Genomic DNA, 26,882 nt, shown 5'->3' with positions numbered 1-26,882 from the left:
GCATGGCACGAATCTCGCTAAAGCCCTCTCCCACAAAAGATCCACCCTACAAAAATAACAATCCAGGAGACACACCATGAGTGTGATCATTGCCTTGGCAGCCCTCGCGCTGCTGATGCTGGCTGCTTACCGTGGCTACAGCGTTATTCTCTTCGCCCCGATTGCCGCCCTCGGCGCCGTTCTGCTCACCGACCCTTCCGCCGTTGCCCCTGCCTTCACCGGGGTGTTCATGGAAAAAATGGTCGGCTTCATCAAACTGTATTTCCCGGTGTTCCTGCTCGGCGCGGTCTTCGGCAAGTTGATCGAGTTGTCGGGTTTCTCGCGCTCCATCGTTGCGGCGGCGATTCGGCTGCTGGGCACTCGCCAGGCCATGCTGGTGATCGTGCTGGTCTGCGCCCTGCTCACTTACGGCGGCGTGTCGCTGTTTGTGGTGGTGTTTGCGGTCTACCCGTTTGCCGCTGAAATGTTCCGCCAGAGCAACATCCCCAAGCGGCTGATCCCGGCCACCATCGCCCTCGGTGCATTCTCGTTCACCATGGACGCCCTGCCCGGCACCCCGCAAATCCAGAACATCATCCCCAGCACCTTCTTCAACACCACCGCGTGGGCGGCGCCATGGCTGGGTGTGATCGGCGCAATCTTCGTTTTCTGCGCCGGCATGCTGTTTCTCCAGCGCCAGCGCAACAAGGCTCAGGCCGCCGGTGAAGGTTATGGCACCGAACTGCGCAACGAGCCGGAAACCGCGGCCGATATCAAACTGCCGAATCCTTGGATCGCCCTGTCGCCGCTGCTGGCGGTGGGCATCATGAACCTGCTGTTTACCCAGTGGATTCCGCAGTGGTACGGCAAGACGCACAGCCTTGCGCTGCCGGGCATGACCGCGCCGGTGACCACCGAAATCGCCAAGCTAACGGCGATCTGGGCAGTTCAGGCGGCCTTGCTGGTGGGCATCATCATGGTGCTGGTGTTCGGCTTCCAGGCGATTCGCGGCAAGCTGGCCGAAGGCAGTCGAAGTGCGGTCAGCGGTTCATTGCTGGCGGCGATGAACACCGCTTCTGAATACGGTTTTGGTGCGGTGATTGCCTCGCTGCCGGGCTTCCTGGTACTGGCCGACTGGCTCAAGAGCATTCCCAATCCGCTGGTCAACGAAGCGATTACCGTGACCCTGCTGGCCGGTATTACCGGTTCGGCGTCGGGCGGCATGAGCATTGCGCTGGCGGCCATGGCCAATGACTTCATTGCAGCGGCCCATGCGGCCAACATCCCGCTGGAAGTGCTGCACCGGGTGGCCGCGATGGCCAGTGGCGGCATGGACACCCTGCCGCACAACGGCGCGGTGATTACCTTGCTGGCGGTCACCGGCCTGACCCACCGCGAAGCCTACAAAGACATTTTCTGTATTACGCTGATCAAGACCCTGGCGGTTTTTGTGGTGATCGGTACTTTCTACGCCACTGGCATTGTGTGAGGTATTCATGACGACTCTTTCGGGCAAGACTGCACTGGTCACCGGTTCCACCAGCGGCATTGGCCTGGGGATAGCCCTCAGTCTGGCCAAGGCCGGCGCCAATCTGATCCTCAACGGTTTCGGCGATGCGTCCAAGGTGATTGCCGAAGTTGAACAGGTCAGTAAAAAAAGCGGCGGCAAGGTCGGCCATCATCCGGCCGACGTCAGCGACCCGGCGCAGATTGCCGAGATGATCGCCTACGCCGAGCGTGAGTTTGGCGGCGTCGACATTCTGGTGAACAACGCCGGCATCCAGCACGTGGCACCAGTGGAAGAGTTCCCGGTGGAGCGCTGGGACTCGATCATTGCGATCAACCTGTCGTCGGTGTTCCACAGCACCCGTTTGAGCCTGCCGGGCATGCGTGCCAAAGGCTGGGGGCGGATCATCAACATCGCCTCGGTGCACGGCCAGGTCGGTTCGGTGGGCAAAGCCGCGTACGTCGCGGCCAAGCATGGTGTGATCGGCCTGACCAAGGTGGTCGGGCTGGAAACGGCAACCACTAATGTCACCTGCAACGCCATTTGTCCGGGTTGGGTGTTGACGCCGCTGGTGCAGAAGCAGATTGATGATCGCATTGCGACCGGGATCGAGCCGCAACAGGCGCAGCATGATTTGCTGGCCGAAAAGCAGCCGTCGCTGGAATTCGTCACGCCGCCGCAATTGGGTGAGCTGGTGTTGTTCTTGTGCAGTGAGGCCGGCAGCCAGGTGCGTGGCGCGGCGTGGAATATTGATGGTGGGTGGTTGGCGCAGTAATCATTCAACAACCCTGTGGCGAGGGAGCTTGCTCCCGCTCGGGTGCGCAGCAGCCGCAAACGGGCTGGACGAATCATTTGGGGCGGCTTCGCAACCCAGCGGGAGCAAGCTCCCTCGCCACAGAAGCCTGCTCCGCAGTAGCCTGTGTGTACGCATAAGAAAAAAGAGGCAAGCCATGTCCGAGATCCTGTGGCAACCCAGCGCCGAGCGCATCAGCAAAACCCGCATGGACGCCTTCCGGCGCTTCATCATCAAGCGGCACAACATCCACCTCGACGACTACCCCGCCCTGCACCAATGGTCCATCGATCAGCGCGAAGCATTCTGGCAGGCGATCGTCGACTTCTTTGACATCCGCTTCCACGATCAACCGGACTCGGTGCTGGTGGAAGGCCCGCACATGCCCAGCGCCCAGTGGTTTCCTGGCGCCACCCTGAATTTCGCCGAACACCTGCTGCGCCGTCGCGACGATGCCATAGCAGTCATCGCCATTGGCGAGAACGGTCAGCGCGAACACCTGACCTGGGCTGAACTGGCCGAGCATGTCGCCGGTTTCCAACACAGCTTGATCGCTGCCGGCGTCGGCCTCGGCGACCGCGTGGCCGCGTGCATGCCCAACACCTGGCAAACCCTGGTGGCCATGCTTGGCACCACCAGCCTCGGGGCGATCTGGTCCTGTTCATCACCGGACTTCGGCACCCAGGGCGTGATCGACCGCTTCGGCCAGATCGAACCGAAAGTGCTTATCACCTGCGCCGGTTACCGCTATGCCGGCAAAGACATCGACCAGACTGCCAAGGTCAACGAAATCCTCGAACGCCTGCCGTCCCTGCTGCAGTTGATCGTGGTGCCGTATGCCCGGTCACAGGCGCACATCGAGCATTTCCACACCCGGGCGAACGTAACGCTGTGGGATGATTTCTACGACATCGGCGGTGAGCCGGACTTCGTCCCCGTGCCTTTCGCTCATCCGCTGTACATCCTCTATTCCAGCGGCACTACTGGCGTGCCGAAATGCATCATCCACAGCACAGGCGGCGTGCTGCTGCAACACGTCAAGGAACATGGACTGCATTGCGATCTCGGCCCCGGCGACCGGTTGTTCTACTACACCACCTGTGGCTGGATGATGTGGAACTGGCTGGTCTCGGCCCTGGCCGTGGGCAGCGCGGTGGTGCTGTACGAAGGCTCGCCGTTTCATCCGGACCCCGTACGCTTGATCGACCTGATCGACGATGAACGCATCAGCGTCTTCGGCACCAGCCCCAAGTTCCTCGCGACTCTTGAAACCAATGGAATCAAACCCCGTGAGAGTCATGACCTGAGCAGCCTGAAAACCCTGCTCTGCACCGGGTCCGCGTTATCGCCGCAAAGTTACGACTACGTGTATCGCGACTTCAAGAGTGACCTGTGCCTGGCCTCGATGTCTGGCGGTACCGACATCGTTTCGTGCTTTGTGAACAGCAACCCGTTTGAACCCGTGCGGCGTGGCGAAATACAGGGCAAGAGCCTGGGTATGGCGGTCGAAGTCTGGAACGACGACGGTAAGCCTGTGGTTGGACAGAAAGGTGAGCTGGTCTGCACCCGGCACTTCCCGGCCATGCCCATCGGTTTCTGGAACGACCCTCAGCAGGAAAAGCTGCGTGCTTCATATTTCAGTCAGTTCCCCGGCGTCTGGGCCCAGGGCGATTACGCCGAACAACTGCCCCACGGCGCAATGATGATCCACGGCCGCTCGGACGCGGTGCTCAACCCCGGCGGCGTGCGCATTGGCACGGCGGAAATCTATCGTCAGGTGGAAAAGGTGCCGCAGGTGCTGGACAGCGTGGCCATTGGTCAGCAATGGCAGGATGACGTGCGGGTGGTGCTGTTCGTGAAATTGCGCGACGGCGTCAAACTGGAGGAAACCTTGCAGCAGCAGATTCGCCAGGTCATCCGCGCCAACACCACGCCCCGGCATGTCCCGGCGAAGATTGTCGCGGTGACCGATATTCCCCGGACCATCAGCGGCAAAGTCGTTGAGCTGGCCGTGCGCAATGTGGTGCATGGGCAGAAGGTGAAGAACACCGATGCGCTGGCCAATCCCGAGGCGCTGGAGCAATTCCGAAACCGCCCCGAACTCCAAACCTGAAGAAATTCCCTGTAGGAGTGAGCCTGCTCGCGAGGCGGTGTGTCAGCCCATATTGATGTTGACTGACAGAGCACTTTCGCGAGCAGGCTCGCTCCTACAGTGGGCCGGCGCGGTGTCAGTCCATGAGTCCCCACTCTCCAGTGGGCGGTTGAGTGGGCGGTGATGCATCGCTGTACAACTTCAGCCTCAAGCGCAAATTGTTCACCGAATCCGCATGCTTCAACGCCTCTTCCTCATTGATCGCCCCCTCGACAACCAACGCATACAGCGCACCGTCAAACGTCTGCATCCCCAACTCCAGCGATTTCTCCATGATCCCCTTCAGTTCGGCAAACTCATTGCGCCGAATCAAGTCACCGATGGTCGGCGTGCCCAGCATCACCTCCACCGCCGCCCGGCGCTGACCATCGAGGGTACGCACCAATCGCTGGGACACGAATGCCTTGAGATTATTGCCCAGATCATGCAGCAGTTGAGTATGACGCTCTTCCGGGAAGAAATTGATGATGCGATCCAGCGCCTGATTGGCGTTGTGCGCGTGCAACGTCGAGATCACCAAATGGCCGGTGTCGGCAAACGCCAGCGCGTGTTCCATGGTTTCGCGATCACGGATTTCGCCGATCAGCACCACGTCCGGTGCCTGGCGCAGGGTGTTTTTCAACGCGGCATGAAAACTGCGGGTATCGACGCCGACCTCGCGCTGGTTGATGATCGACTGCTTGTGCCGATGGATGTACTCGATGGGGTCTTCGATGGTGACGATGTGGCCCGTGCTGTGGCGGTTGCGGTAATCGATCAGCGCCGCGAGGGAGGTCGACTTGCCGGAATCGGTGGCGCCGACGAACAGCATCAGTCCTTGTTTGAGCATCACGGTGTCGAGCAACACCGCCGGTAACTTGAGGTCCTCGAAACGCGGGATGTCGAGTTTGATGTTGCGCGCCACGATCGACACATCGTTGCGTTGCTTGAAGATGTTGACCCGAAAGCGCCCGACACCCGCCAAGGAGATCGCCAGGTTCATCTCCAGTTCCCGATCGAACTCCAGACGCTGTTCGGCGTCCATGATGGACTCGGCAATGGCCGCGACTTCTCCCGGTTTGAACGGCTGATCGGTCAGTGGTTTGAGCACGCCGTCGAATCGGGCGCTGGGTGGCGCGCCAGTTGAGAGGTAAAGATCGGATCCATTCTGATTAGCCAGTATCTGCAACAGTGCATCGATTTCCATGGCAAAAAGCACCCGCGAAGCATTCAATGAAAAAAATGACCCATGGCGGGTCATCCAGCGTCTACCACCCAGCAAGGATAGTAGACGCCGCCACACCGACTTAAGCGCAGGACAACTTGATGAACGCATCACCGACGGGCAGCGATGCCCAGGCCTTGATCGCCAGACTGGACTGGACACGCACCCCGCTGGGCGCTGCCAATACCTGGCCACAGAGCCTGCGCACCGCCGTGGACATCGTGATTCATTCGCCGATGCCGATGCTGTTGCTATGGGGGCCGCAGCTCACGCAGATCTACAACGACGGTTTCGCCCTCCTCGCCGGCAGCAAGCATCCACACGCTTTCGGACAACCGACGCACCAGATCTGGCCAGAACTCCAGGACTTTACCGACCCCATTTACAGCGCCGTCCTACAAGGCCAGGTGCGAACCTACAGCGAACAACGCTTTACCTTGCAGCGCGACGAAGGTGATTCCGACTTCTGGCTGGACCTGACCTACAGTCCGATCCGCGATGAAAACGCTCAGGTCGCCGGCATATTGGTCACCGCCATCGAAACCAATGAACGCCGGCGCATCGCACTGGAACTCGAACAGCGTTCGGCCGCCAGCCTCAAGGCTCAGCACGAAACCGAACAGCGTCTGCAACTGGCACTGGCGGCCACCGACGCCGTCGGCACCTGGGATTGGGACATCGGCGAAGATCGCTTCATCGCCGACGCGCATTTCGCCCAGTTGCACGGCATTGATCCGGCCATGGCCAGCCAGTTGCCGATCAGTGAGTATCTCCACGGCGTGCACCCGGAAGACCGCGGGACGATCGCCCGCAGCATCAAACACTGCATCACTCACGGCACCGAGTACGCCGAGGAATATCGCTTGCTGCAGCCCGACGGCCAGTTGCGCTGGGTCTTTGCCCGGGGTCGTTGCTACAAGGACCATCATGGCCGGCCGATCCGTTTCCTCGGCGCCGCGCTGGACCTCACCGAGCGCAAGCACACCGAGCAGGCCTTGCGCCAGAGTCAGACCGAGCTGCAACTGATCATCAACGCCATGCCGATCCTGATCAGTTACGTCGACCGCGAAGAGCGTTTTCGCCTGAACAACGCCGCGTACCTGGATTGGTACGGCCTGACGCCCCAGGAACTGTACGGGCGAACCATTCTTGAAGTGTTGGGCGCGGACGCCTATGCCCTGCGCGCCGAGCACATCGCCGAGGCGCTGACCGGCAAGGCCTGCTGTTTCAGCATTGATGCTCCCCATCGCGATGGCAGCACGCGGCATGCGCTGATGAATTACCTGCCCCGGCACGGACCGGATGGCGCGGTGAATGGTTTCTACATCTTCGTGATCGACGAAACCGAGCGCAAACAGACCGAAGAAGCCCTGCGCAATCTCAACGAGACCCTTGAGGAACGGGTCGCCGCCCGCACCCAGCAACTGGCCGAAGCCAACCAGCGGCTGCAAAACGAAATGTTCGAGCGCGAGCGCGCGGAAGACGCCTTGCGCCACGCGCAGAAAATGGAAGCGGTCGGGCAGCTCACCGGCGGCATCGCCCACGACTTCAACAACATGCTGACCGGGATCATCGGCAGCCTCGACCTGATGCAGCGCTATATCGCTGACGGGCGCGCCGCCGAGATTGGCCGCTTCACCGAAGCCGCGGTGTCCTCGGCCAATCGCGCCGCCGCCCTGACCCATCGCCTGCTGGCGTTCTCCCGGCGTCAGTCGCTGGATCGCAAGCCGCTGAACGCCAATGACCTGGTGCATTCCCTGGAAGATCTGTTCAGCCGCACCAAGGGCGACCACATCGAGCTCAAACTGTTATTGGCCGACGAGGTCTGGCCGGTGAGCACCGACGTCAGCCAACTGGAAAACGCCCTGCTTAATCTGGTGATCAACGCCCGGGACGCCATGCCCGATGGCGGCGAGTTGCTGGTCGAAACCGCCAACATTTACCTGGACGGCAGCGACATCACCACGCTGGAGCCGGTCAAGGCCGGGGATTACGTGATGATTGCCGTCAGCGATAACGGCAGCGGCATGACGCCGTCGGTGCTGGCCAAGGCTTTTGACCCGTTCTTCACCACCAAACCCATTGGCCAGGGCACCGGCCTGGGGTTGTCGATGATTTACGGGTTTGCCCAGCAATCGGGTGGGCACGTCAGCCTGTTCAGTTTGCCGGACAAGGGCACCAGCGTTCGTTTGTACTTGCCGCGGTTGCACGCAACGGAACCGGAAAACGTGCTGCTGCCGTTGACGGGCGAGGCGCCGCCGGCCATTGCCGGTGAGACCGTGGTGCTGGTGGAAGACGATCCAGCGGTACGCATGCTGGTGCTCGACCTGCTCAACGAGCTGGGTTATCACGCCCACGAAGCGGAGGATGCGAAGACCGCCCTGCCCTTGCTGGAATCCGACCTGCGGGTTGATTTGCTGGTGACCGACGTGGGCTTGCCGGGGATGAACGGCCGACAACTGGCGGAAATCGCCCGTCAGCATCGCCCTGAACTCAAAGTGCTGTTCATGACCGGTTACGCGGAGAAAGCCGCCGAACGCCAGGGCTTTCTGGAAGAAGGCATGGACATGGTCACCAAACCGTTTTCCATCGACCTGTTGGCCAACAAGATTCGCGCGATGATCGGCCAACCGGAGTGAGTTGAGGCATAATCGCGCGCCTCGTTGTCACGACCGTTGCAAGGTAAGCCCCCATGAAAGCTCAAGCCCGCCATATTCTGGTGAAAACCTCGGAAGAAGCCGAGCAACTCAAACAACGCATCGCCAAGGGCGAAGCGTTTGATGTGCTGGCCAAGAAATACTCCACTTGCCCGTCCGGCAAACGCGGCGGTGACCTGGGTGAAGTGCGGCCCGGGCAAATGGTCGGGGTCATCGATGCAGTGATCTTCAAAAAGCCGTTGCGAGTGGTGCATGGGCCGATCAAGAGCAAATTTGGCTATCACCTGGTGCAGGTGTTTTACCGGGATTGATCGGGTTGGCTTGAGGGCACAATCGCGAGCAGGCTCACTCCCACAGAGTTTGGTGGTGTGGCTACTATCTCATGCAACTCACAAATCCCTGTAGGAGTGAGCCTGCTCGCGATCCGATGGCGCAGCCAACGGCCATTCACCCTTTACCTCGGAATGAGTGCTCCGGGAACTTGAATCACCCGACTCGCCAACCGATGCCCCGCTTCTGCCGCTTCAACCGCACTCCCGCCCTTCAACCGACTGGCCAGATACGCCGCACTGAACGAATCCCCCGCCGCCGTCGTGTCCACCACTCGCTCGACCTTCTGCGCCGGCACTTCGAACGACTCGCCATCACAGCGAATCAGGCACGCCTCGGCTCCGCGCTTGAGCACCACTTCGGGGGTGCCAATCTGCTCGTAAGCATCAAACACCGCGTCGCAATCGGAAAAATGAAACAGCGCCTGCTCGTCATCGACGGTCAACAACGCCAGATCGACATAGGGCAAGACGCTGCGATAAGCCGCCCGCGCCTCTTCGACTGAGGCCCACAAACGTGGCCGGTAGTTGTTATCGAAGACAATCCGCGCATCCCGCTGCCGGGCTTCGACCAGGGTTTCCAGCAACTTCTCCCGACCCTGCACGCCGAGCACCGCCAAGGTGATGCCGCTGAAGTACAGCACGTCGTAATCCGGCAGCGCGGCCAGGATCGGCGCGGCGGCCGGGGTGGTGAAGCAGTCGCGGACGGCCGCTTCATTGCGCCAATAGAGGAAGCGTCGCTCGCCGGCAGCATCGGTCTGGATGCAGTACAAACCGGGCAGTCGACCGGGCAAGCGCTGGACCATGCCCAGCCCGATGTTTTCGTTTGCCCAGGTCTGGCACATAGCATCGCTGAAACTGTCGTCGCCCAGCGCGGTGACGTAATCGACGACGCCGCTCGCGCCCAGTTCCCGGGACAGGTAGACCGCGGTGTTGAGGGTGTCGCCGCCGAAGCTTTGTTGCAGACTGCCGTCGGCGCGTTGTTGCAACTCGATCATGCACTCGCCGATCAGGGCGATGCGCGGGGTGTTGGGGCCGAGGGTGTTGATGGTGTTCATTGTTTTTGTCGTCTCTGGTGTTGCGGTGTTGTCTGGGAGGATGTCTTCGCGGGCAAGCCTCGCTCCTACAGGATTCGCGTCGGGCGCGAAATCCGCGGCGACCACTGCACCTGTAGGAGCGAGCGGGCGGCGATCCGACTTGCCCGCGAAGGCCGCGCCTCGGTCTAAACCTTAGAAACAGGTTTCCATGGTTTCGATGACGTTCAGTTGCTCATCCACCAGACACCCCGTGCGCCACTTGTCGAACGTCAGGCACGGGTGCGAAGTGCCGAACGAAATGATGTCGCCCACCCGCAACTCAACCCCCGGCGCCACGGTCATGAACGCATGCTGGTCCATGACTGCCGTTACCTTACAAGCGCTGACATCGTCGCCGGTTGCAGGCACTACGCCGGCCTTGTAACGCAGCAGCGGCACCGGCAACCCTGCGTCGTAGGCCACGTCGCGCTTACCCAGGGCGATCACCGCAAAACCCGGCTCCGGCAACGATTGCACATGCGCCCAGACTTCCAGCGCCGGGCGCAGGCCCTCGTGCAAGTCACTGCGGCGGTCGAGCACGCAGCATTGCGCTTCTTTGTAGATGCCATGGTCGTGAGCCACGTAACTGCCGGGGCGCAACACGCTGAGGAAACGTCCGCCGGCGTTCTGCGCTTCGAAGGATTCAGCGATCAAGTCGTACCAGGCCGATCCCGAGGCGGTGATGATCGGCTTGGCAAAGGCGAACGCGCCGCTGTCCTGCAACTGCACGGCCAGACGCACCAGAGAGGCGGCGAATTGACGAATGCCGGTGACCGCATGATCACCGTGGATCACGCCTTCGTAGCCTTCAATCCCGGTCAGCGCCAATGCCGGTTGAGCGCTGATGGCTTTGGCCAGCGCGACCACTTCCTCTTCACTGCGGCAGCCGCAACGACCGCCGACCACGCCGTACTCGATCATCACGTTCAGGCGCACACCGCGCGAGGCGAAATACGCCCCCAGGTCAGCGACGTTGTCCGGGTGATCGACCATGCAATGGAAATCGAAGGTCGGGTCCACCAGCAAATCGGCGATCAGTGCCATGTTCGGCGTACCGACCAATTGGTTGGCCATCAACACCCGACGCACGCCATGGGCGTAAGCCGCGCGGGTTTGCGTGGCGTTGGCCAGGGTGATGCCCCAGGCGCCGGCGTCCAGTTGGCGGCGGAACAGCGCGGGGGTCATGCTGGTTTTGCCGTGGGGCGCGAGTTCGGCGCCGCTGTTGCTGACAAACGTCTGCATCCAGCGAATGTTGTGTTCCAGCGCTTCGCGGTGCAGCACCAGCGCAGGCAGGCTGACATCGCGTACCAGGTTGGCGCCGGTCTGGGCAAAGCCCTTTTCCACGGCGGCAGTATTTTGGGCAGAAGACATGGTCGAACTCCTCACATTCGCGGCTGCAGCCAGCCGCTGTTATTCGTTGATACGCCGGGCCAGGCTATTGGCGCTGTCGATCAGCACCCGGCGATAGTCGTTGTAGTTGTTCTTCGCGTCGTCCCGTGGGGCGACGATGCACAGGGTCGCAATCGCCACGCCGCTGGGGTCTTTGACCGGAGCGGCGAAGCAATGGGTAAAGGTGTCGGCGACGCTATCGAAGGAGAAAAAGCCATCGATACCGGCCTGACGGATTTCCTTGAGAAACTGCTCCAGCGGCAGACGCTCGCCGTCGGGCAGGATGAAGTCGTCGTGGTCGATCAGGTCGATGATTTGCTGGTCGCTCAAGTGCGCCAGCAACAGGCGACCGGACGCGGTCCAGGGGATCGGCGCGTTCTCGCCGATGTCCGAGGAAATACGGAAATGCCGCTCGCCCTCTTTCATCAGAGCCACGGTGTATTTGCGCCCGTTGAGCAGGCACATCTGCGCGGTTTCATGGGTCTGGCTGACGATTTCCTGCAAGGCATGATCGGCCTCGCGGGTCAGGTCGAAATGGCGCAGATGCGCCTGCCCGAGAAAGTACAACTGACGGCCGAGGTAGACGTGACCATCCTTGCCCACGGGTTCGAGAATGCGTCGTTCCAGCAGGGAAGCGACCAGCTCGTAGATCGTGGATTTCGGGCTGTCGATGCCGCTGGCAATTTCATTCGGGCGCAACGGTTTGCCGACTTCCTTGAGGAAATCGAGGATATCGAACGCCCGGTCCAGACCGCGAGCCCGGCGCTTGATAGTGTCTTCGGTCATGTCAGTGGTTCCCATTAAAGTGCCGGGAGTTTACCGCTAATGATCGTTCCCACGCTCTGCGTGGGAATGCCTCAATGGACGCTCTGCGTCCGCTTTGGGACGCGGAGCGTCCCGGGCTGCATTCCCACGCAGAGCGTGGGAACGATCAGTGCTGAGGTTCAGGCCTTTTTCTTGTACGCGATGCAGTCAATCTCGACCTTGCAGTCGACCATCATGTTCGCCTGCACACAGGCCCGTGCCGGTGCATGTTCGGGTTTGAAGTACTCGGAGAAGACCTTGTTGAAACTGGTGAAATCCCGCGGATCTTCCAACCACACCCCGGCCCGCACCACATCTTCCAGGCCATAACCGGCCTCTTCGAGAATCGCGATCAGGTTCTTCATGGTCTGGTGAGTCTGCTCGACGATGCCGCCAAGAATGATCTCGCCATCCAACGCCGGCACCTGACCAGAAACGTGCAGCCAGCCATCGGCTTCAACGGCGCGGGCGAAAGGACGAGGCGTACCGCCAGCAGCGCTGCTGCCGGCGCCGTAACGAGTAATGCTCATGAGTGTTTCTCCTGATTGAAAAGATAAAATTCTTTTTTAATAAAATCAGAACCGCGTGTTCTTGAGAAACTCAGCCAGACGCGGTGATTGCGGGCGTTCGAACAGTTCCTTGGGAGGCCCCTGCTCTTCGATGCGCCCCTGATTCATGAATACGATCTTGTCCGAAACCTCGAAGGCAAAACGCATCTCGTGGGTGACCAGCAACATGGTCATGCCTTCATCGGCCAGGCCCTTGATCACGTTCAGCACTTCGCCGACCAGCTCCGGGTCGAGTGCCGAGGTCACTTCGTCGAACAGCATCAGGCTCGGGTTCATCGCAATCGCCCGGGCAATCGCCACGCGCTGTTGCTGACCGCCGGACAACTGACCGGGATAGTGGTCGCGCCGCTCCAGCAAGCCGACCCGCTCCAGCCATTTTTCCGCCAGTGCCACGGCTTCGTCCTTGTGCAGCTTCTTGACCTTGAGTAATCCGAGGGTGACGTTCTGCAACGCGGTCAGGTGCGGGAACAGGTTGAACTGCTGGAACGCCATGCCGGTCATCGCCCGATGCCGAGCGATGACTTTTTCCGCGTGGCGCACGCGCTTGCCGTTGACCTCGTCATAACCGATGGACTCGCCATCGAGCATGATCTGGCCGCCCTGGAATTCTTCGAGCATGTTCACGCAACGCAGCAACGTGGTCTTGCCCGAACCGCTGGAGCCGATCAGCGTGACCACGTTGCCGCGCTGCAGGGTCAGGTCGACGCCCTTGAGCACTTCGAGCTTGCCGTATTGTTTGTGCAGGCCGCGAATGTCCAGTAGGGCCTGGTTCTGTGTCGAAACTTGAGGTTGAGTCATGGCAAGGCCACCCGCTTTTCAATGTGCCGGCCGAGTAATTCGATGGCGTAGTTGATGACGAAAAACAGAAATCCGGCGAACAGGTAAAACTCCAGCGTCATGAAGGTGCGGGCGATGATCTGCTGCGTGCTGAGCAACAATTCCGCCACACCAATGACCGACAGCAAAGTCGAGGCCTTGACGATCTCAGTGGACGAATTGACCCAGGTCGGCAGGATCTGCCGCAACGCCTGGGGCAACAACACGTAACCAAGGGATTGATAAAACGTCAGGCCGATGGACTTGCTCGCTTCCATCTGGCCACTGGGCAACGCTTGCAACGCGCCGCGCACAATCTCCGCCACGTGGGAGCCGCAAAACAGCGTCAGGCCCAAGGCGCCGGCCTGAAACGCACTGATCTGCCAGCCCACTGCGGGCGCCATGTAAAAGCAGGCCAGCACCAAGACAAACACCGGTGTGCCGCGAATCAGGTCAACGTAAAACCGAAACGGCGCGCGCATCCAGAACTTGCCGTAGGTCAGCACCAGACCGGTGACAATGCCGACCATTGTGCCCAGCAAAATGGCCAGGGCCGAGACCTGCACACTGGTCAGGAAGCCTTGCCACAGCACTTCCCGCGCGACCCACAACTCATGCAACCAACTAGGGGATTCGTACATGTGGGCCTCCTATCGGCGGATCGCCAGACGCTGCTCGAGGTAACGCAGCATCATGGCAATGAGGTAACAGGCCGCCACATAGAGCGCTGTGGTCACCAGCCAGGTTTCAATCACCCGGTAGCTCTCGACATTGATCTTGCGCGCGTAATAGGTCAGCTCCGGCACCGCAATCGCGGCGGCCAGCGAGGTGTCCTTGAACAGCGAAATGAAGTTGTTCGACAGCGCCGGCAGCACATTGCGCAGCATCACCGGCACGGTGACGTAGGCCTTGACCTGCCACTCACCGAGCCCGATGGCCAACCCGGCTTCACGCTGTCCCTTGGGAATGCTCAACAAGCCGCCGCGGAACACTTCGGTCAGGTACGCGCCGGCATACAACGACAGGGTGATGATGAACGACGGGATCTTGTCCAGACGGATCCCCAGGCTCGGCAACGCGAAGTAGATCAACAGAATTAACACCAGAATCGGCGTATTGCGGATCACCGTCACATACACCGACGCCAGCACCCGCAAGGCGCGGTGCTTTGACAACAAAGCAAACGCCATCATCAGGCCGATCACGCAACCGATGGCGATCGACACCAGCGCCAGCTCAAGGCCCAGACCGAGCCCCGCCAGCAAGGTGTCGAAATCGCGCCACACGGCGGCAAAGTTCAACTGATAGTTCATGGTCAGCAGTACCTTGAACGGGGCGCGTCATGGGCGCCTCGCTCTCACGGGATCATTTGAATTCGGCAGGGAAACCGATGGCTGGAGTCGGCAGATCAACGCCGAACCATTGCTTGAAGGACGCCGCGTAAGTCGGGAACTCAACGCCGGTCATGGCTTCATGCAGGGTAGTGTTGACGAAGTTCAGCCAGTCCTGATCGCCGCGTTTGACCGCGCAGGCGTAGGTCTGCGGGCTCCAGGCGTAGGCCGGGCTGCGATAGCGACCAGGGTTCTGCACCATCAGGTATTTGACCGACGACTGATCGGTGGCGGCAGCATCGGCACGGCCGGAGTTGACGGCCTGATACATCAAATCAACGCTGTCGTACTGATCGACCTTGGCTTTGGGCAAGGCTTGATGCACCAGCTCCTCGGCGTACACGTTCTGCAGCACCGCCACGGTCACGCTGTCGTTGGCGGCCTTGAGGTCTTCGATTTCCTTGTACTTGCTGTTGGCCGGCAAAAGCAGGCCGACGCCTTCGCGGTAGTACGGCAGGGTGAACGCCACCTGCTGCGCACGGCTGGCGGTCACGGTGATGAACTGGCAACTGATATCGACCTTGTCAGTCAGCAGGTTGGGAATCCGCGCATCGGAGGACTGCACCACGAACTCGACCTTGGTCGGGTCGTTGAACAACCCCTTGGCAATCATTTTTCCGATATCGATATCAAACCCCTGCAACTTGCCATCCGCTCCCTGGAAGTGCCACGGCGCATTGGTACTGCCCGTGCCCACAATCAGTTTCCCGCGGGCCAGCACGCTATCGAGCTTGCCCTCCGCCGCCTGGGCCACGCCCATGGCAGCAGCTGAAGCTGCGACTAGAAAAATACACGCTTTAAACAAGGAAGGTCGGCGATGCATGGCAAGCACTCCAGGGTGATGTTTATTCCGCTATAACGGACGTTGGTATGTAACAACGGAATAGACAGCAGAAAGTGTGCCACAGGTTGTGGGGGGAATGTTGGGTAGATTGAAAAGTGTTTTGAATCAAATGGATGGGTAAAAAACAAAATCAATGTTACGAAACGCGCACAACGAGATCCGCTACCGCTGGCTACAACGTGCGGGTACGTGGTTCACAGTTGGGGCATTTGACGAGTTAATTTGGTGCGGCTTGTCATCAGAAAGGCAGAGGAAAATGGGTTTTAGCAAAGCGCATTTTCTTTCCAGGCTTGTTCAGAAAACTCCAGCTCATAGGTCATAGGTCATCAATCGAAACCTTAATGGTTGGGTCGTCTTCCCTGTCTTTACAAAGGGCAAGCAACTCCAGATCCTCCAGGCGATTCATCAGGGTTTCGTATTCTTTGGCGGGAACACTATAGAAAGCTGGTTCATTGCGGCGCGGATTTATCTTGCGCTCCAGGTTCTCACTCATTGTTTTAGCCACCCTTTCCTAGTCCATCACCGCCTTCATTGACGGAAGGAAAAAAGTATCACGTTACGCACTTCTGGCTTTCCGTGATTGCTGTCGGGCTGATCCTACAACCCGGTAAGTCGATTCCTGATAATCGTAGGAAAATCTACCTGTAATTTCTGACAGTAGACCCGCCCGCTTGCACTCCTTTACCGTCGACCGAGCCTCAATGCACAGTGAAAAAAGGAGATCTCAATGCGCTCGGCAACCGCCCAAAACACGTTGGCTCCGGTCTATCGCAAAGCCCTGAAAACCTGGCGCCCGGTGATTTTGTACTTCAGCAGTCAGCACTGTCCGGCCTGCGATTGGGCCGGGCCGATCTTTCGCCAGATCGCCGAGACTTATCGGCATCACGCGCACATCTACATGCTGGACACCAGTCAGTCGCCTCGGCATTCGTGCGTCACCGGAACTCCGACCGTGCTGTTTTATCTGAACGGGAAATTGGTCAAGAAGCTCAAGGGCATCGGCACTGAACAAACCCTGCAGGAAGAGTTCGCCAGGCACATCGGCAGGATGAAACCGGCAACGGTGACCCGAAAACCGGTTCACGATCTGGCGTGGTTACGCCAGACCCTGCGCAGGCTGTGCACCGTGCCTCGGGCGCATAGGTTGATCGGGGTTTGAGCAATGATCGTTCCCACGCGCGGGAACGATCTAAACAGCGCGCACCAGCAACACCCGCGTCACACGACGCTCCTCAACCGCCGCCACCGTGAGCCGCCAGCCTTCCCATTCATGGCTGTCACCGATCATCGGCAGGCGATCCAGCAGGCTCACCACCAGCCCGGCCAGGGTCTGATAGTCATCGGTAGGCTCTGCCGCAAACCCGGTCCGCTGTCGCACCCGCGCCAAGTTCAACGCGCCGCTGACCATGAACCCACCGTTCTCCTCGACCACATCCGGGCCCTCGATTTCGCTGGCGTCCGGTAACTCGCCGGCAATCGATTCGAGAATGTCGGTCATGGTCAGCACACCGACAAAGTCACCGAATTCATTGACCACAAACGCAATGTGCGTCGAGGCTTTGCGCATCTGCTCCAGGGCATTGAGGATCGAGTAACTGTCCAGCAAGTTGATGGTCTTGCGCGCCAGAGACTCAAGACCGGGCTGGTTGCCGGCCAGGTATTCCTTGAGCAATTCCTTCTTGTGCACGAAGCCCAGCGGCTCATCCACCGCGCCATCGCGAATCAGCGGCAGGCGTGAATAGGACGAATTCATCAGGCGCGTGCGAATGTTTTCGGCATCGTCGGACAGGTCGATGTGATCGACATCGGCGCGCACCGTCATCAAGGTGCGGATCGGTCGCTCGGCGAGTTGCAGCACACCACTGATCATCACCCGTTCGCGACGGTCGAACAGACCTGTGCTCGGCGCTTCGCCGTTATCCAGCATGTCGGCAATCTCCTCGCCAACCTCCTCCACCGCCAGCGTGCGGCCACCCAGCAGACGCATCACGGCGTGGGCCGTGCGCTCACGTATCGGGCGCAGGCCCTGCATCGACTTTTTACGGCGCGCCCGGGCAATCTGGTTGAAGACCTCGATCAGGATCGAGAAACCAATGGCCGCGTACAGGTAGCCCTTCGGAATGTGGAACCCCAGGCCTTCAGCGGTCAGCGCGAAGCCGATCATCATCAAAAAGCCCAGACAGAGCATGATCACTGTCGGGTGTTCGTTGACGAAGCGGGTCAGCGGCTTGCTGGCGACGATCATCAGGCCGATCGAAATAATCACCGCGATCATCATTACGGCCAGTTCATCGACCATGCCCACGGCGGTAATCACCGCATCGAGGGAGAACACCGCATCGAGCACCACGATCTGCGCCACGATCGGCCAGAACATCGCATAAACCGCATTGGAAGCGCGCTGGCCGACATGGCCTTCGAGTCGCTCGTGCAATTCCATGGTGGCCTTGAACAACAAGAACACACCACCGAACAGCATGATCAAGTCGCGGCCGGAGAAGCTCTTGTCGAACACCTCGAACAACGGTTGAGTCAGGGTCACCAGCCACGAAATACTCGCCAGAAGGCCCAGGCGCATCAGCAACGCCAGGGACAAACCGATGAGCCGCGCACGGTCGCGTTGTTCGGGTGGCAACTTGTCGGCCAGGATGGCGATAAACACCAGGTTGTCGATGCCCAGCACCAGCTCCAGCACAATTAGAGTCAACAGGCCCAGCCATGCGGTGGGGTCAGCTATCCATTCCATAAAAACGTCTCGATCTCTTCAGTGAATTCAGAAAGCCGGGCACGGCAAAGCGCGGCGCAGAGGCCGTGGCGGTGAAGTGACAAGGAGATTCAGAAGTCGGAAGACCGGATGTTTCGCGTGCATCAAGACCGCGCGGTAGCGCGAGGAGAAAGGATAACCGGGAGGCTCCAAAAGGGTGTTCATGCAAGTCCTGAAAGGAAAAAGGCCTTGGAGCGTACAGGCGAAAGCGACATTTCCCACAGCCGGAAATCATTACAAAATCTGTAATCAGCGCTTTTTGACCTGCTCGATGTACCTGACCACGGCCGCCGACTTCTCGAACCGCCGATGAATCAATGATAGCCACGACGTCGCCTCGCAGCCCTTGATCGTCCGGTACAACACGCCGGGCAAACCGACATGCCCGACCACCGACTCCGGCACGACCGCCACGCCCTGCCCCAACGACACCAGCGCAATCACCGCTACCAGTCCGCCCGGTTGCGCCCCCAGTTTCGGCGCAAACCCGCCCTCGGCGGCGACTTGCAAGGTGCCGCTGATTTGCTCCGGCAGGATGAACGTCTCGTTTTGCAGATGCTCCGGACTGATGTCCGGCAGACGACACAGCCAGGACTCGGTGGACAGCGCCAGCACGAAGCCTTCCGAGTCCAGGCGAATGGCCTCCAGGCCGTCGGGCAGGGTCATGGGTGAGCGGACATAACCGATATCGAATCGCCCCTCGACCACCATGGCCGGTAATGAAGCCATTGGGCTTTCCCGAACATTGAAGCTGACGTCCGGGCACTCGCGATTGAAGGTCTGCACCTGTTTTTGCAGCAACCCCGAGTACACCGCCGACGCCACGTAACCGAGTTCGATATGACCGATGTCCCCGCGTCCGGCCCGCTTGGCATTGTGCTGGGCGTATTCGAATTGCCGCACCGTCGCCTCGGCCTCGATCATTAACGCGGCACCGGCCTCGGTCAGGCTGACTTCACGTGTCTGGCGTACGAACAGTCGCGTGCCGAGTTCGTTCTCCATGTCCTGAATCTGCCGAGTCAAGGTGGGCGGTGCGATACCGAGTTGTTCGGCGGCGCGGGTAAAGTTGCCTTGCCGGGCAACAGCCAGAAAGTAGCGGAAATGCCGTATGTCCATGGGTGCATTAGCTCAAAGGTAATGAAGTCCCGATAGCAGGCTAACAAAGCCGATAATCGACCGCGATAAGCTCACTGGCAATCACAGTAGAGAGCCAACGCCATGTACGTCAAACCCCTTTTCTGCGCCACAGTCAGCCATCTTGCCCAAAAGGCAATCACGCCATGAGCCGGGTCAGTCCACGTCTGACACTATTGACGGCCTCCGGCGTGTGCTCGCTGATCGTGCTCGACACCAACATCGTCGCGGTGACCCTGCCAACCATCGCCCGGGACCTGGGCGCGAACTTTGCCGACATCGAATGGGTGGTCAGCGCGTACATGCTGGCGTTCGCAGCCCTGTTGCTGCCGGCTGGCAGCATCGCCGACCGCTTTGGCCGGCAGAAAACCATGCTCTGTGGCCTGGGCATTTTCATCCTCGCCTCCATCGGATGCGGCGCGGCGCCCACTGCGTTGTTCCTCGATATCGCGCGGGCGATCAAGGGAGTCGGCGCGGCGTTGTTGCTGACCTCGGCTTTGGCCGCCATCGGCCATACCTTTCACGATGAAGTCGAACGGGCCAAGGCCTGGGCGTTCTGGGGGGCGTGCATGGGCGTGGCGATGACTGCTGCGCCGACGGTCGGCGGGCTGATCACCGAATATGTCGGCTGGCGCTGGATCTTCTACCTCAACCTGCCGGTAGGGGCGTTCTTGATGTACAGGGTCTGGCGCGCCGTGCCGGAATCGAGGAACACCCAGTCTGCGCGCCTCGATCCCTGGGGTAGCCTGGCGTTCAGTGCGAGTTTGCTGTGCCTGATCTGGGGCTTGATCGAAGCCAACCGGATCGGCTGGAGCAACCCGCTCACCTACGCCCGGCTCATCGGTGGCGCGCTGCTGTTGGGGCTGTTTGTGGTGATTGAGCGGATGCAACAGCGGCCGATGGTCGACCTGCAATTGTTCAAGCACCCGCGCTTCATCGGCGCCCTGCTCGGCATGTTTGCCTATGCCGGTTGCGCCCAGGTGATGATGACGTTGTTGCCGTTTTACCTGCAAAACGGCCTGGGCTTCTCGGCCATCGCATCGGGGCTGGGGATGCTGCCGTTTGCGGTGACCATGTTGATTTGCCCGCGAATCGGCGCTCGGCTGGCCAATAGATTTGCCCCTGCAACGCTGATGGCCGCGGGTTTGACCCTGGTCGGCAGCGGCAACCTGCTCAGCGCCTGGGCTGTCAGCAGCGGCGGATACCTGCCCTTCGCCTTGGCCATTGCCGTGACGGGCGCCGGGGCCGGCCTGCTCAATGGCGACACGCAGAAAAACATCATGGCCTGCGTGCCCCGCGAGCGCACCGGCATGGCCTCGGGCATGAGCACCACCATGCGTTTCAGCGCGATCGTTTTGGCCATCGGCGTGTTCGGTGCATTGCTGTCCAGTCATACCGAACTGTTGCTGCACACCAGCCTGTCGACGCAGGGCATGCAATGGCTCGACCAGACCCAAGGCATTGCCTCGCGGGTGGTCGCCGGTGACATGACCGCGGCGATGAACCTGCTACCGGAAACCGCACGCCCATTGGTCGAACCGCTGGCGCGCCAGGCCTTCGTCGGCGGCTTCAGTCTGCTGCTAGTAGTCGCCGGTTTGCTGGCTTTGCTGGGGGCGCTAGTGGTCGGCACGCTGATGCGCAATCCGATCCCCGCGCAGAAAAGTTTTTCCCTGGGCCTGGAATAAACCCCGACGGGGCTCGTCGTACTGCCACTGAAATCGTTCAGTAGCCACTACGAGATCCCCATCATGAAACGCATTCTGTCCGCCCTGTTTCTCATCAGTCTGAGCGGTGTTGCAGCGGCCGCTTCCGTCGACAATTCCAGCACGCAGAAAGTCGAGGACTACACGTATTCGACGCCGCTCCATATCGCCAAAGTGCTCAACATGACCAGCACCGATGGCTGCGGCCCCCTCCCGCGGGAGATGACCTATATTGATACCGCGGGCACCACCCACGTCTTGCGTTACCAGGCCTTTGGCGAAAACTGTCTCGGTCAGAACTAATGCTTGAGCGAGGCCAGTACCCGCTCGGCATTCTCACCGCAGGCCATCCCTTCGGGCCGTGCCTGAATGTTTTCGATCAACCCCAGCAACTGCGCCTTGTTTTGCGCAAGGTGCAGTTGCATCGCTTCGATCTGTTCGACTTTGCGCCCTAAACCGGCCACCAGTTCATCGTGCTTGAATTCGCCTGTCGCCGTGTCCGGCAACAACAACTTCAGCTCTTCAAGGCTGAACCCGGCTTGCTGGGCGCACTGGATGATTTTCAAGGTCTGCAGCACTTGCGCTGGATAACGCCGATAGCCGTTGGCCAGACGCTCCACCTGCTGGATCAAGCCCTGAGCCTCGTAAAACCGAATGCGCGACGGGTTCAACCCGCTCAATTGCGCCAACTCACCAATCTTCATCACGGCCTCACTTGACTGCTTGACATTAAAGTTAACTTTAAGCTTAGCCTCTACGCTTTACTGATGAGGAGTCAAGCATGTCGCCCTTCCAAACGCTGAATTTGCCCAACGGCCAGACCCTCGGTAATCGCATCGCCAAAGCCGCGATGGAAGAGAACCTCGCGGATACTGGGCAAGCGCCGTCCAGCGCGCTGTTTCAGCTGTATCAGGCCTGGGCCGAGGGCGAAACCGGGCTGCTGCTGACCGGCAACGTGATGATCGATCGCCGCGCCATGACCGGCCCTGCGGGCGTCGTGCTGGAAGACGGAAGGCATCTTGAGCAGTTCCGTCAGTGGGCCACCATCGGCCGGTCCGGGGGTGCGCATTTCTGGATGCAACTCAATCATCCCGGCCGCCAGACCATGGCCAACCTCGGTCAGCAAGCCTGGGCACCGTCGGCTGTGGCGCTGGATCTGGGTTCGTTTTCCAAGATGTTTGCCGAACCCAAACCGATGTCGGAAAGCGATATTGCCGAGGTCATCCAACGCTTCGCCACCAGCGCGGCCCTGGCGGAGAAAGCCGGATTCACGGGTGTGCAGATTCATGCGGCGCACGGCTACCTGATCAGCCAGTTTCTCTCGCCCTTGACCAATCGCCGCGCTGACTGTTGGGGTGGTTCGCTTGAGAATCGCGCGCGCCTGCTGCTGGCCGTGGTCAACGCCGTTCGCCAAGCCGTATCGCCACAGTTTTGTGTCGCGGTAAAACTCAACTCCGCAGACTTCCAGCGCGGCGGTTTCGACGCCGACGATGCCCGGCAAGTGATCCAGTGGCTCAACGACCAACCGCTGGATTTGCTGGAACTCTCCGGTGGCAGCTACGAAGCACCGGCCATGCAAGGCGAAGCCCGGGACGGCAGGACCTTGGCGCGGGAGGCGTACTTTCTGGAAATGGCCGGCGAACTGGCCAGCGTGGCGAACATGCCGGTGATGGTAACGGGCGGGATCCGCCGCCTGGCCATCGTCGAACAGGTGCTCGACAGCGGCATCGCCATGGCCGGTATCGGCACGGCGCTGGCCATCGAACCGCAGTTGGTCAAACGCTGGCGCGAAGGCCAGAACAGCCACCCGCAATTGCCGCCGATCCGCTGGAAACGCAAACCGCTGGCCGCCCTGGCGAGCATGGCCGTGGTGAAGTTCCAGCTACATCGCCTGAGCCGTGGGCGCAAGACCCGGCCCGGGGTTTCAGCGATATGGGCGTTGATTCTCGATCAGCTGTACATCGCCCGGCGTACGCGTCAGTACCGGCAGGCGATGGGGAAGTAACCCATAAAATAAAACCGCGTCGCTCCCATCGCGAGCAGGCTCGCTCCCACAGGGATCTTCGCCATAGGGAGATCCAATGTAGGAGTGAGCCTGCTCGCGATGGGGCCATTGAAGTCAGCGATTACTGCCCGGAGAAACGCAACCTCGACAGGCTGCGCAAATCCCCCTCCACATAATAATCATCAGTCCAACTGTCCCCCGCCACCAACGGCTGAACCTCCTTGAGCTCCAGCTTCTTCGCAAAATACCGAAACCGGTAATGCTCGTAGAACCGCAGCAACTCCAACCCATACCGATCCGCCAGGTCGGTATCGCCACGAATGATCAGGTAGTTCTCGTCATTGCTGCGACTGGCCGCCGCACTGAGGTTATGACTGCCGCTGATGATCGTCGGTGCATCGCTGGTGAAGTCGGTGACGATGGCTTTGGTGTGCACCAGCAGGTTGCCCTTCTGGCCTTCCTTGCTTTCCATGAGCCAACCTTCCAGGCCGGTATTGAGCAGCGCAACCGTGGTGAATTCGGCGGTACGGTCGGCGTGGAACCCGGTGATTTTGCTCGCGGAGTTTTGCAGGCCGTAGCGCAGGATGTCGTCGTGGGGCTTGCCAAGCAAGGCGTTGAGGATGGCGTCGGGCAAGGTGAACGCGGTAACGAACAGCACGTCTTTTTTTGCCCCGTTGATGATGTCGACGAACTCATCCAGGTCGCCCTTACCCGAGCGTGGTGAGAATCCGGCGAACAGCGGTTGCGTTGGGTCCATTGGGTTGTGCTGCGTGATCCATTGCCGCGTGGCGCCGACGTCCTCCGGTGTGTTCCAGACCTGCTCGAACGTTTGCAGGTAACTGGCGCCGACCTTAGGATCGTCCAGCACATGCACCACATTCGCTTGGCGGTAGATACCGTTGGGGGTGAAGTTGGTGCTGCCACAAAGCACGGCTTCAGGCTGGCGCAGCCCCGTTGCATCGAGACGGCTCAGGACCATGAATTTGTTGTGGAAAATGCTGTGGGTGACGCGTCCGCGCTTGTTCGCCGCCGGGATCTTTTCCAGGCTTGCTTCGTTCATGGCGGTGGTGTCTTCGTCCGGTTGCGCGTGATAAAGGACGCGAACGTGCACGCCGCGGTCGTGCGCCGCGTTCACCGCATCGACAATCACCGGCAACTGGTACTCGTAGATGGCGATATCCAGTGCCCACCGGCCATCGATCGCTCGCTCGATAAAGCCCAGCAACCGCCCGAGCAAGCCGTTCTCCAGCCATTGGCGTGGGGCATCGGGCCAGTCTTCGATAGACGGCTTTTCTTCGCCGCTTAGGAGCGCGTCGAGCTCGGGGAACTTGCGCTGGAACGCCTGACTGGCAGCCACCGCGCGGTTGAAATTGACACGTTGGTTGCCGGGATGACCATCGTCGGAAGTGACCGTCACCTCCAGGGACTCACCCAGTTGCGGAGCGTCGGCGCTGCCGTAGGCCAGATGGACCCGGTAATGAATCGTCAGCCCCGGATTGACCGCGTAATCGGCCCAGCGGAATTTCTGTAGCGGCGCGATATCGCTCGGGGTGGCGTGATACTGGGGGAAGGTATGGGTCTTGCCCGGGAACGTCAGGCTATTGAACAAAAACTGCCAGGGTTTGTTGCCCTGCTGCTTTTCGATGGCGAAGCCCAGCAGTCCTTTGCGACGGGGTTCGGCCAGATCCATGGCCAACAACACGCCGTTGGTGCCGGCGTAGGCTTTGACGCGGAAATCGTTCTGATCGTTAACGGCAAGTACGCGCATGATTCACTCCTTTGATCGAATGGCCATCAGAGCATAGGGTAGCGATGCGGATTCGCCATGATTCTCCGGAACCGGGGTGATGCCATCGCGAGCAGGCTCACTCCCACAGGGGTTTTGTGAACAATGGAGATCCAATGTGGGAGTGAGCCTGCTCGCGATAGGGCCATTACTAACAACACAATTTTCAGCCGGAGATCAGCTCATCAATGTGCCGATAATCCGCTTGCAGCTCTACCGCCATCTGTTTCGCCCGACCTAACCGAATCGGCCCGCGCTCGATATCAATCAATAACCCTGGGCAATCCAGCACCGGTAACCCCGGCCATTCCTTCAATCGTCCGTCGGTCACCAGCAGCAGCCTTTGCTGTTCCGCCGGAAAGCGTTTTTGCCGTGTCGCCATCCAACGCCCCGCTTCACCCAGCGCCGCCAACAATGGCGTGCCGCCGCCCGCGCCCAAGTCATCGAGCCAACCGCGCAACCCCGCCGAGGCTTTCAAGCCTTGCACCTGCCACTTCGGTGCATGGCCGCTGGCGGTCAACAAGGCCAGACGCGCGCGTTGGCGATACGCGTCGTCGAACAATTGCGCAAGCAACCCCTTGGCATCGCTCAACGCCTGATGACGGCGGGTCGAAGCCGATGCGTCGACGATCACCAGCCACAGTTCATGAGGGGATCGGGTACGCAGGTGAAACAGCACATCGCTGTGCTGACGAGGGCGACCATTGAGCAAGGTGCCGGGCCAGTTGATCGAGCCGCTGCGCGCGGCGTGATGCTTGCCCTGTTTACCGTTATCCAGCCGTCCTGCGCGGGGTCTGGCATTCGCCCCCGCGTCAGAACGAGGGCGAATGCCTAGGGCTTTTTTGGCCAGCTCGGCACTTCACGCCGGGCACCGACCGGCAACGCCTGGGCGGGCATTTCACCCCATTGGCCCTGGCCTTCGCTCGGACTGGAAGATTGAGCCGAAGGCGACTGATTGTGTTGCGGCGGTGGTGGCGATTGCTCGCGACGACGATGACGCAGGGCGAACTCGGCAACGGCGTCGATGTCTTCCTCGGCGATAGCGCTCGCCCCTCGCCATGCGGCGTGAGCACGGGCAGCTCGCAACCAGACCAGATCGGCGCGCAGACCATCGACACCGGCGGCGAAACAACGCTCGGTAATCTGCGCCAGTGCTTCATCATCCAGGGGGATGCCCGCCAATGCGCTACGCGCCTTCTGGCAACGTTCACGCAGCGACTGCTGCTGGCCTTCCCATTCAGCGCAAAAGCGCTGGGGATCGCTGTCGAAATCCAGACGCCGACGGATGATCTGGCCACGTTCAGCCGGTGCGGTATGACCACCGAGGGCTACGTTCAGACCAAAACGGTCGAGCAGTTGCGGCCGCAGTTCGCCCTCTTCCGGGTTCATGGTGCCGATCAATACAAACTTTGCCGAATGCCGGTGGGAAATGCCGTCGCGCTCGATCAGGTTGGTGCCGCTGGCGGCCACGTCGAGCAACAGGTCGACGAGGTGATCGGGCAGCAGATTGACTTCATCGACGTAAAGCACACCGCCGTCGGCCTTGGCCAATACGCCAGGGGAAAACTGGGCGCGGCCTTCGCTCAGCGCGGCGTCGAGGTCGAGGGTGCCGACCAGCCGCTCCTCGGTGGCACCGAGGGGCAAGGTGACGAATTGACCGCTGGCCAGCAAGTCCGCGAGGCCTCGGGCGAGGGTCGATTTGGCCATGCCGCGTGGGCCTTCGATCAGCACGCCGCCGATTTTCGGGTCGATGGCGGTCAGGTAGAGGGCGAGCTTCAGATCGTCGGCGCCGACCACGGCGGAGAGCGGGAAATGCGGGGTGTCGGTCATTTATATATCTCGGTCATGGTCGGCAAAATCAAAAACACGTCGATCCCTGTGGGGGCGAGCCTGCTCGCGATAGCGGCATGTCAGACAACATCTTTGTCAGCTGAACGAATGCAATCGCGAGCAGGCTCACTCCTACAGGGTTTTGCAGCG

The 26,882-nt window shown here is 60.3% G+C and carries 25 protein-coding genes; 9 read left to right on the top strand and 16 right to left on the bottom strand.

Annotation, left to right across the window (positions count from 1 at the left end; all coding sequences use genetic code 11):
- Positions 1–76: 76 nt before the first annotated feature.
- The 3 genes from ACYZTY_RS11825 (at position 77) to ACYZTY_RS11815 (ending at position 4,392) form a co-directional block, all read left to right on the top strand.
- Positions 77–1,468 (top strand): GntP family permease, encoded by a 1,392-nt coding sequence (locus ACYZTY_RS11825; protein WP_461958628.1) that lies wholly within the window; start codon positions 77–79, stop codon positions 1,466–1,468.
- A 7-nt stretch (positions 1,469–1,475) separates the two neighbouring features.
- Positions 1,476–2,261 (top strand): 3-hydroxybutyrate dehydrogenase, encoded by a 786-nt coding sequence (locus ACYZTY_RS11820; protein ID WP_461958627.1) that lies wholly within the window; start codon positions 1,476–1,478, stop codon positions 2,259–2,261.
- Between the two features lie 175 nt (positions 2,262–2,436).
- On the top strand, positions 2,437–4,392 hold the full coding sequence (locus ACYZTY_RS11815) for an acetoacetate--CoA ligase (protein WP_461958626.1): 1,956 nt from the start codon (positions 2,437–2,439) through the stop codon (positions 4,390–4,392).
- A 115-nt stretch (positions 4,393–4,507) separates the two neighbouring features.
- On the opposite strand, the gene ACYZTY_RS11810 is transcribed toward ACYZTY_RS11815, so the two are convergent.
- On the bottom strand, positions 4,508–5,617 hold the full coding sequence (locus tag ACYZTY_RS11810) for a PilT/PilU family type 4a pilus ATPase (protein WP_461958625.1): 1,110 nt from the start codon (positions 5,615–5,617) through the stop codon (positions 4,508–4,510).
- A 119-nt stretch (positions 5,618–5,736) separates the two neighbouring features.
- Here ACYZTY_RS11810 and ACYZTY_RS11805 point away from each other — a divergent pair, with 119 nt between their 5' ends.
- Both ACYZTY_RS11805 and ACYZTY_RS11800 read left to right on the top strand, forming a co-directional pair.
- The gene (locus ACYZTY_RS11805) at positions 5,737–8,274 is read left to right on the top strand and encodes a PAS domain-containing hybrid sensor histidine kinase/response regulator (protein ID WP_461958624.1); all 2,538 of its coding nucleotides are present in this window, start codon (positions 5,737–5,739) and stop codon (positions 8,272–8,274) included.
- A 53-nt stretch (positions 8,275–8,327) separates the two neighbouring features.
- Positions 8,328–8,603 (top strand): peptidylprolyl isomerase, encoded by a 276-nt coding sequence (locus ACYZTY_RS11800; protein ID WP_007898282.1) that lies wholly within the window; start codon positions 8,328–8,330, stop codon positions 8,601–8,603.
- A 143-nt stretch (positions 8,604–8,746) separates the two neighbouring features.
- On the opposite strand, the gene ACYZTY_RS11795 is transcribed toward ACYZTY_RS11800, so the two are convergent.
- The 9 genes from ACYZTY_RS11795 to ACYZTY_RS11755 all read right to left on the bottom strand — a co-directional run bounded on the left by ACYZTY_RS11795 (position 8,747) and on the right by ACYZTY_RS11755 (position 16,003).
- Positions 8,747–9,679 (bottom strand): sugar kinase, encoded by a 933-nt coding sequence (locus ACYZTY_RS11795; RefSeq protein WP_461958623.1) that lies wholly within the window; start codon positions 9,677–9,679, stop codon positions 8,747–8,749.
- 171 nt (positions 9,680–9,850) lie between these two features.
- Positions 9,851–11,068, bottom strand: coding sequence for an amino acid deaminase (locus ACYZTY_RS11790; protein WP_461958622.1), 1,218 nt, complete (start codon positions 11,066–11,068; stop codon positions 9,851–9,853).
- 39 nt (positions 11,069–11,107) lie between these two features.
- Entirely contained in the window at positions 11,108–11,872 is a 765-nt protein-coding gene (locus tag ACYZTY_RS11785) for an IclR family transcriptional regulator (protein WP_461958621.1), read from the bottom strand.
- 158 nt (positions 11,873–12,030) lie between these two features.
- Positions 12,031–12,420: a RidA family protein gene (locus tag ACYZTY_RS11780; RefSeq protein ID WP_461958620.1), complete on the bottom strand. Its 390-nt coding sequence runs from the start codon at positions 12,418–12,420 to the stop codon at positions 12,031–12,033.
- A 45-nt stretch (positions 12,421–12,465) separates the two neighbouring features.
- Positions 12,466–13,257 carry an amino acid ABC transporter ATP-binding protein gene (locus ACYZTY_RS11775; RefSeq protein WP_461958619.1) on the bottom strand — a complete coding sequence of 264 codons (792 nt, stop codon included), beginning with the start codon at positions 13,255–13,257 and terminating at the stop codon, positions 12,466–12,468.
- Positions 13,254–13,916, bottom strand: a complete 663-nt coding sequence (locus ACYZTY_RS11770; RefSeq protein ID WP_461958618.1) for an amino acid ABC transporter permease — start codon at positions 13,914–13,916, stop codon at positions 13,254–13,256. Before ACYZTY_RS11770 ends, ACYZTY_RS11775 begins: the two co-directional genes overlap by 4 nt.
- 9 nt (positions 13,917–13,925) lie before the next feature.
- Positions 13,926–14,588 carry an amino acid ABC transporter permease gene (locus ACYZTY_RS11765; protein ID WP_008015908.1) on the bottom strand — a complete coding sequence of 221 codons (663 nt, stop codon included), beginning with the start codon at positions 14,586–14,588 and terminating at the stop codon, positions 13,926–13,928.
- Positions 14,589–14,640: 52 nt separating this feature from the next.
- Complete coding sequence (locus ACYZTY_RS11760; RefSeq protein ID WP_461958617.1) at positions 14,641–15,489, bottom strand: transporter substrate-binding domain-containing protein; 849 nt, start codon at positions 15,487–15,489, stop codon at positions 14,641–14,643.
- A 337-nt stretch (positions 15,490–15,826) separates the two neighbouring features.
- Positions 15,827–16,003: a hypothetical protein gene (locus tag ACYZTY_RS11755; RefSeq protein ID WP_461958616.1), complete on the bottom strand. Its 177-nt coding sequence runs from the start codon at positions 16,001–16,003 to the stop codon at positions 15,827–15,829.
- 234 nt (positions 16,004–16,237) lie between these two features.
- On the opposite strand from ACYZTY_RS11755, the gene ACYZTY_RS11750 reads away from it, so the two are divergent.
- A complete protein-coding gene (locus tag ACYZTY_RS11750; protein WP_461958615.1) occupies positions 16,238–16,669 on the top strand; it encodes a thioredoxin family protein in 432 nt (143 codons plus the stop codon).
- 30 nt (positions 16,670–16,699) lie between these two features.
- Here ACYZTY_RS11750 and ACYZTY_RS11745 read toward each other — a convergent pair whose 3' ends face one another.
- On the bottom strand, positions 16,700–18,256 hold the full coding sequence (locus tag ACYZTY_RS11745) for a TerC family protein (protein WP_461958614.1): 1,557 nt from the start codon (positions 18,254–18,256) through the stop codon (positions 16,700–16,702).
- Positions 18,257–18,523: 267 nt separating this feature from the next.
- The gene (locus ACYZTY_RS11740) at positions 18,524–19,390 is read right to left on the bottom strand and encodes a LysR family transcriptional regulator (RefSeq protein ID WP_461958613.1); all 867 of its coding nucleotides are present in this window, start codon (positions 19,388–19,390) and stop codon (positions 18,524–18,526) included.
- Positions 19,391–19,554: 164 nt separating this feature from the next.
- Here ACYZTY_RS11740 and ACYZTY_RS11735 point away from each other — a divergent pair, with 164 nt between their 5' ends.
- Together ACYZTY_RS11735 and ACYZTY_RS11730 are read left to right on the top strand one after the other, a co-directional pair.
- Positions 19,555–21,093 (top strand): MFS transporter, encoded by a 1,539-nt coding sequence (locus ACYZTY_RS11735; RefSeq protein ID WP_461958612.1) that lies wholly within the window; start codon positions 19,555–19,557, stop codon positions 21,091–21,093.
- 63 nt (positions 21,094–21,156) lie between these two features.
- A complete protein-coding gene (locus ACYZTY_RS11730; RefSeq protein WP_461958611.1) occupies positions 21,157–21,414 on the top strand; it encodes a DUF2790 domain-containing protein in 258 nt (85 codons plus the stop codon).
- Here the strand turns inward: ACYZTY_RS11730 and ACYZTY_RS11725 are convergent.
- The gene (locus tag ACYZTY_RS11725) at positions 21,411–21,815 is read right to left on the bottom strand and encodes a MerR family transcriptional regulator (RefSeq protein ID WP_461959302.1); all 405 of its coding nucleotides are present in this window, start codon (positions 21,813–21,815) and stop codon (positions 21,411–21,413) included. The genes ACYZTY_RS11730 and ACYZTY_RS11725 overlap by 4 nt on opposite strands.
- Positions 21,816–21,892: 77 nt before the next feature.
- Here ACYZTY_RS11725 and ACYZTY_RS11720 point away from each other — a divergent pair, with 77 nt between their 5' ends.
- Positions 21,893–23,116, top strand: coding sequence for an NADH:flavin oxidoreductase/NADH oxidase family protein (locus tag ACYZTY_RS11720; protein WP_461958610.1), 1,224 nt, complete (start codon positions 21,893–21,895; stop codon positions 23,114–23,116).
- 121 nt (positions 23,117–23,237) lie between these two features.
- Here the strand turns inward: ACYZTY_RS11720 and ACYZTY_RS11715 are convergent, their stop codons facing one another.
- The 3 genes from ACYZTY_RS11715 to ACYZTY_RS11705 all read right to left on the bottom strand — a co-directional run bounded on the left by ACYZTY_RS11715 (position 23,238) and on the right by ACYZTY_RS11705 (position 26,732).
- Positions 23,238–24,884 carry a phospholipase D-like domain-containing protein gene (locus ACYZTY_RS11715; protein ID WP_461958609.1) on the bottom strand — a complete coding sequence of 549 codons (1,647 nt, stop codon included), beginning with the start codon at positions 24,882–24,884 and terminating at the stop codon, positions 23,238–23,240.
- 184 nt (positions 24,885–25,068) lie between these two features.
- Positions 25,069–25,614, bottom strand: a complete 546-nt coding sequence (locus ACYZTY_RS11710; RefSeq protein WP_461958608.1) for a vWA domain-containing protein — start codon at positions 25,612–25,614, stop codon at positions 25,069–25,071.
- Between the two features lie 119 nt (positions 25,615–25,733).
- Positions 25,734–26,732, bottom strand: coding sequence for an ATP-binding protein (locus tag ACYZTY_RS11705; protein WP_461958607.1), 999 nt, complete (start codon positions 26,730–26,732; stop codon positions 25,734–25,736).
- Positions 26,733–26,882: the final 150 nt, after the last annotated feature.

Source organism: Pseudomonas sp. LB1P83, from assembly GCF_054897885.1.
The sequence above is the reverse complement of the archived record's forward strand: the minus strand, read 5'-3'. Positions and strand labels throughout refer to the sequence as shown.

What these genes read in the sequence shown, in the direction of transcription:
- ACYZTY_RS11825 (WP_461958628.1), top strand. Translation starts at nt 77, where the DNA reads ATGAGTGTGATCATTGCCTTGGCAGCCCTCGCGCTGCTGATGCTGGCT.
- ACYZTY_RS11820 (WP_461958627.1), top strand. Translation starts at nt 1,476, where the DNA reads ATGACGACTCTTTCGGGCAAGACTGCACTGGTCACCGGTTCCACCAGC.
- ACYZTY_RS11815 (WP_461958626.1), top strand. Translation starts at nt 2,437, where the DNA reads ATGTCCGAGATCCTGTGGCAACCCAGCGCCGAGCGCATCAGCAAAACC.
- ACYZTY_RS11810 (WP_461958625.1), bottom strand. Translation starts at nt 5,617, where the DNA reads ATGGAAATCGATGCACTGTTGCAGATACTGGCTAATCAGAATGGATCC.
- ACYZTY_RS11805 (WP_461958624.1), top strand. Translation starts at nt 5,737, where the DNA reads ATGAACGCATCACCGACGGGCAGCGATGCCCAGGCCTTGATCGCCAGA.
- ACYZTY_RS11800 (WP_007898282.1), top strand. Translation starts at nt 8,328, where the DNA reads ATGAAAGCTCAAGCCCGCCATATTCTGGTGAAAACCTCGGAAGAAGCC.
- ACYZTY_RS11795 (WP_461958623.1), bottom strand. Translation starts at nt 9,679, where the DNA reads ATGAACACCATCAACACCCTCGGCCCCAACACCCCGCGCATCGCCCTG.
- ACYZTY_RS11790 (WP_461958622.1), bottom strand. Translation starts at nt 11,068, where the DNA reads ATGTCTTCTGCCCAAAATACTGCCGCCGTGGAAAAGGGCTTTGCCCAG.
- ACYZTY_RS11785 (WP_461958621.1), bottom strand. Translation starts at nt 11,872, where the DNA reads ATGACCGAAGACACTATCAAGCGCCGGGCTCGCGGTCTGGACCGGGCG.
- ACYZTY_RS11780 (WP_461958620.1), bottom strand. Translation starts at nt 12,420, where the DNA reads ATGAGCATTACTCGTTACGGCGCCGGCAGCAGCGCTGCTGGCGGTACG.
- ACYZTY_RS11775 (WP_461958619.1), bottom strand. Translation starts at nt 13,257, where the DNA reads ATGACTCAACCTCAAGTTTCGACACAGAACCAGGCCCTACTGGACATT.
- ACYZTY_RS11770 (WP_461958618.1), bottom strand. Translation starts at nt 13,916, where the DNA reads ATGTACGAATCCCCTAGTTGGTTGCATGAGTTGTGGGTCGCGCGGGAA.
- ACYZTY_RS11765 (WP_008015908.1), bottom strand. Translation starts at nt 14,588, where the DNA reads ATGAACTATCAGTTGAACTTTGCCGCCGTGTGGCGCGATTTCGACACC.
- ACYZTY_RS11760 (WP_461958617.1), bottom strand. Translation starts at nt 15,489, where the DNA reads ATGCATCGCCGACCTTCCTTGTTTAAAGCGTGTATTTTTCTAGTCGCA.
- ACYZTY_RS11755 (WP_461958616.1), bottom strand. Translation starts at nt 16,003, where the DNA reads ATGAGTGAGAACCTGGAGCGCAAGATAAATCCGCGCCGCAATGAACCA.
- ACYZTY_RS11750 (WP_461958615.1), top strand. Translation starts at nt 16,238, where the DNA reads ATGCGCTCGGCAACCGCCCAAAACACGTTGGCTCCGGTCTATCGCAAA.
- ACYZTY_RS11745 (WP_461958614.1), bottom strand. Translation starts at nt 18,256, where the DNA reads ATGGAATGGATAGCTGACCCCACCGCATGGCTGGGCCTGTTGACTCTA.
- ACYZTY_RS11740 (WP_461958613.1), bottom strand. Translation starts at nt 19,390, where the DNA reads ATGGACATACGGCATTTCCGCTACTTTCTGGCTGTTGCCCGGCAAGGC.
- ACYZTY_RS11735 (WP_461958612.1), top strand. Translation starts at nt 19,555, where the DNA reads ATGAGCCGGGTCAGTCCACGTCTGACACTATTGACGGCCTCCGGCGTG.
- ACYZTY_RS11730 (WP_461958611.1), top strand. Translation starts at nt 21,157, where the DNA reads ATGAAACGCATTCTGTCCGCCCTGTTTCTCATCAGTCTGAGCGGTGTT.
- ACYZTY_RS11725 (WP_461959302.1), bottom strand. Translation starts at nt 21,815, where the DNA reads ATGAAGATTGGTGAGTTGGCGCAATTGAGCGGGTTGAACCCGTCGCGC.
- ACYZTY_RS11720 (WP_461958610.1), top strand. Translation starts at nt 21,893, where the DNA reads ATGTCGCCCTTCCAAACGCTGAATTTGCCCAACGGCCAGACCCTCGGT.
- ACYZTY_RS11715 (WP_461958609.1), bottom strand. Translation starts at nt 24,884, where the DNA reads ATGCGCGTACTTGCCGTTAACGATCAGAACGATTTCCGCGTCAAAGCC.
- ACYZTY_RS11705 (WP_461958607.1), bottom strand. Translation starts at nt 26,732, where the DNA reads ATGACCGACACCCCGCATTTCCCGCTCTCCGCCGTGGTCGGCGCCGAC.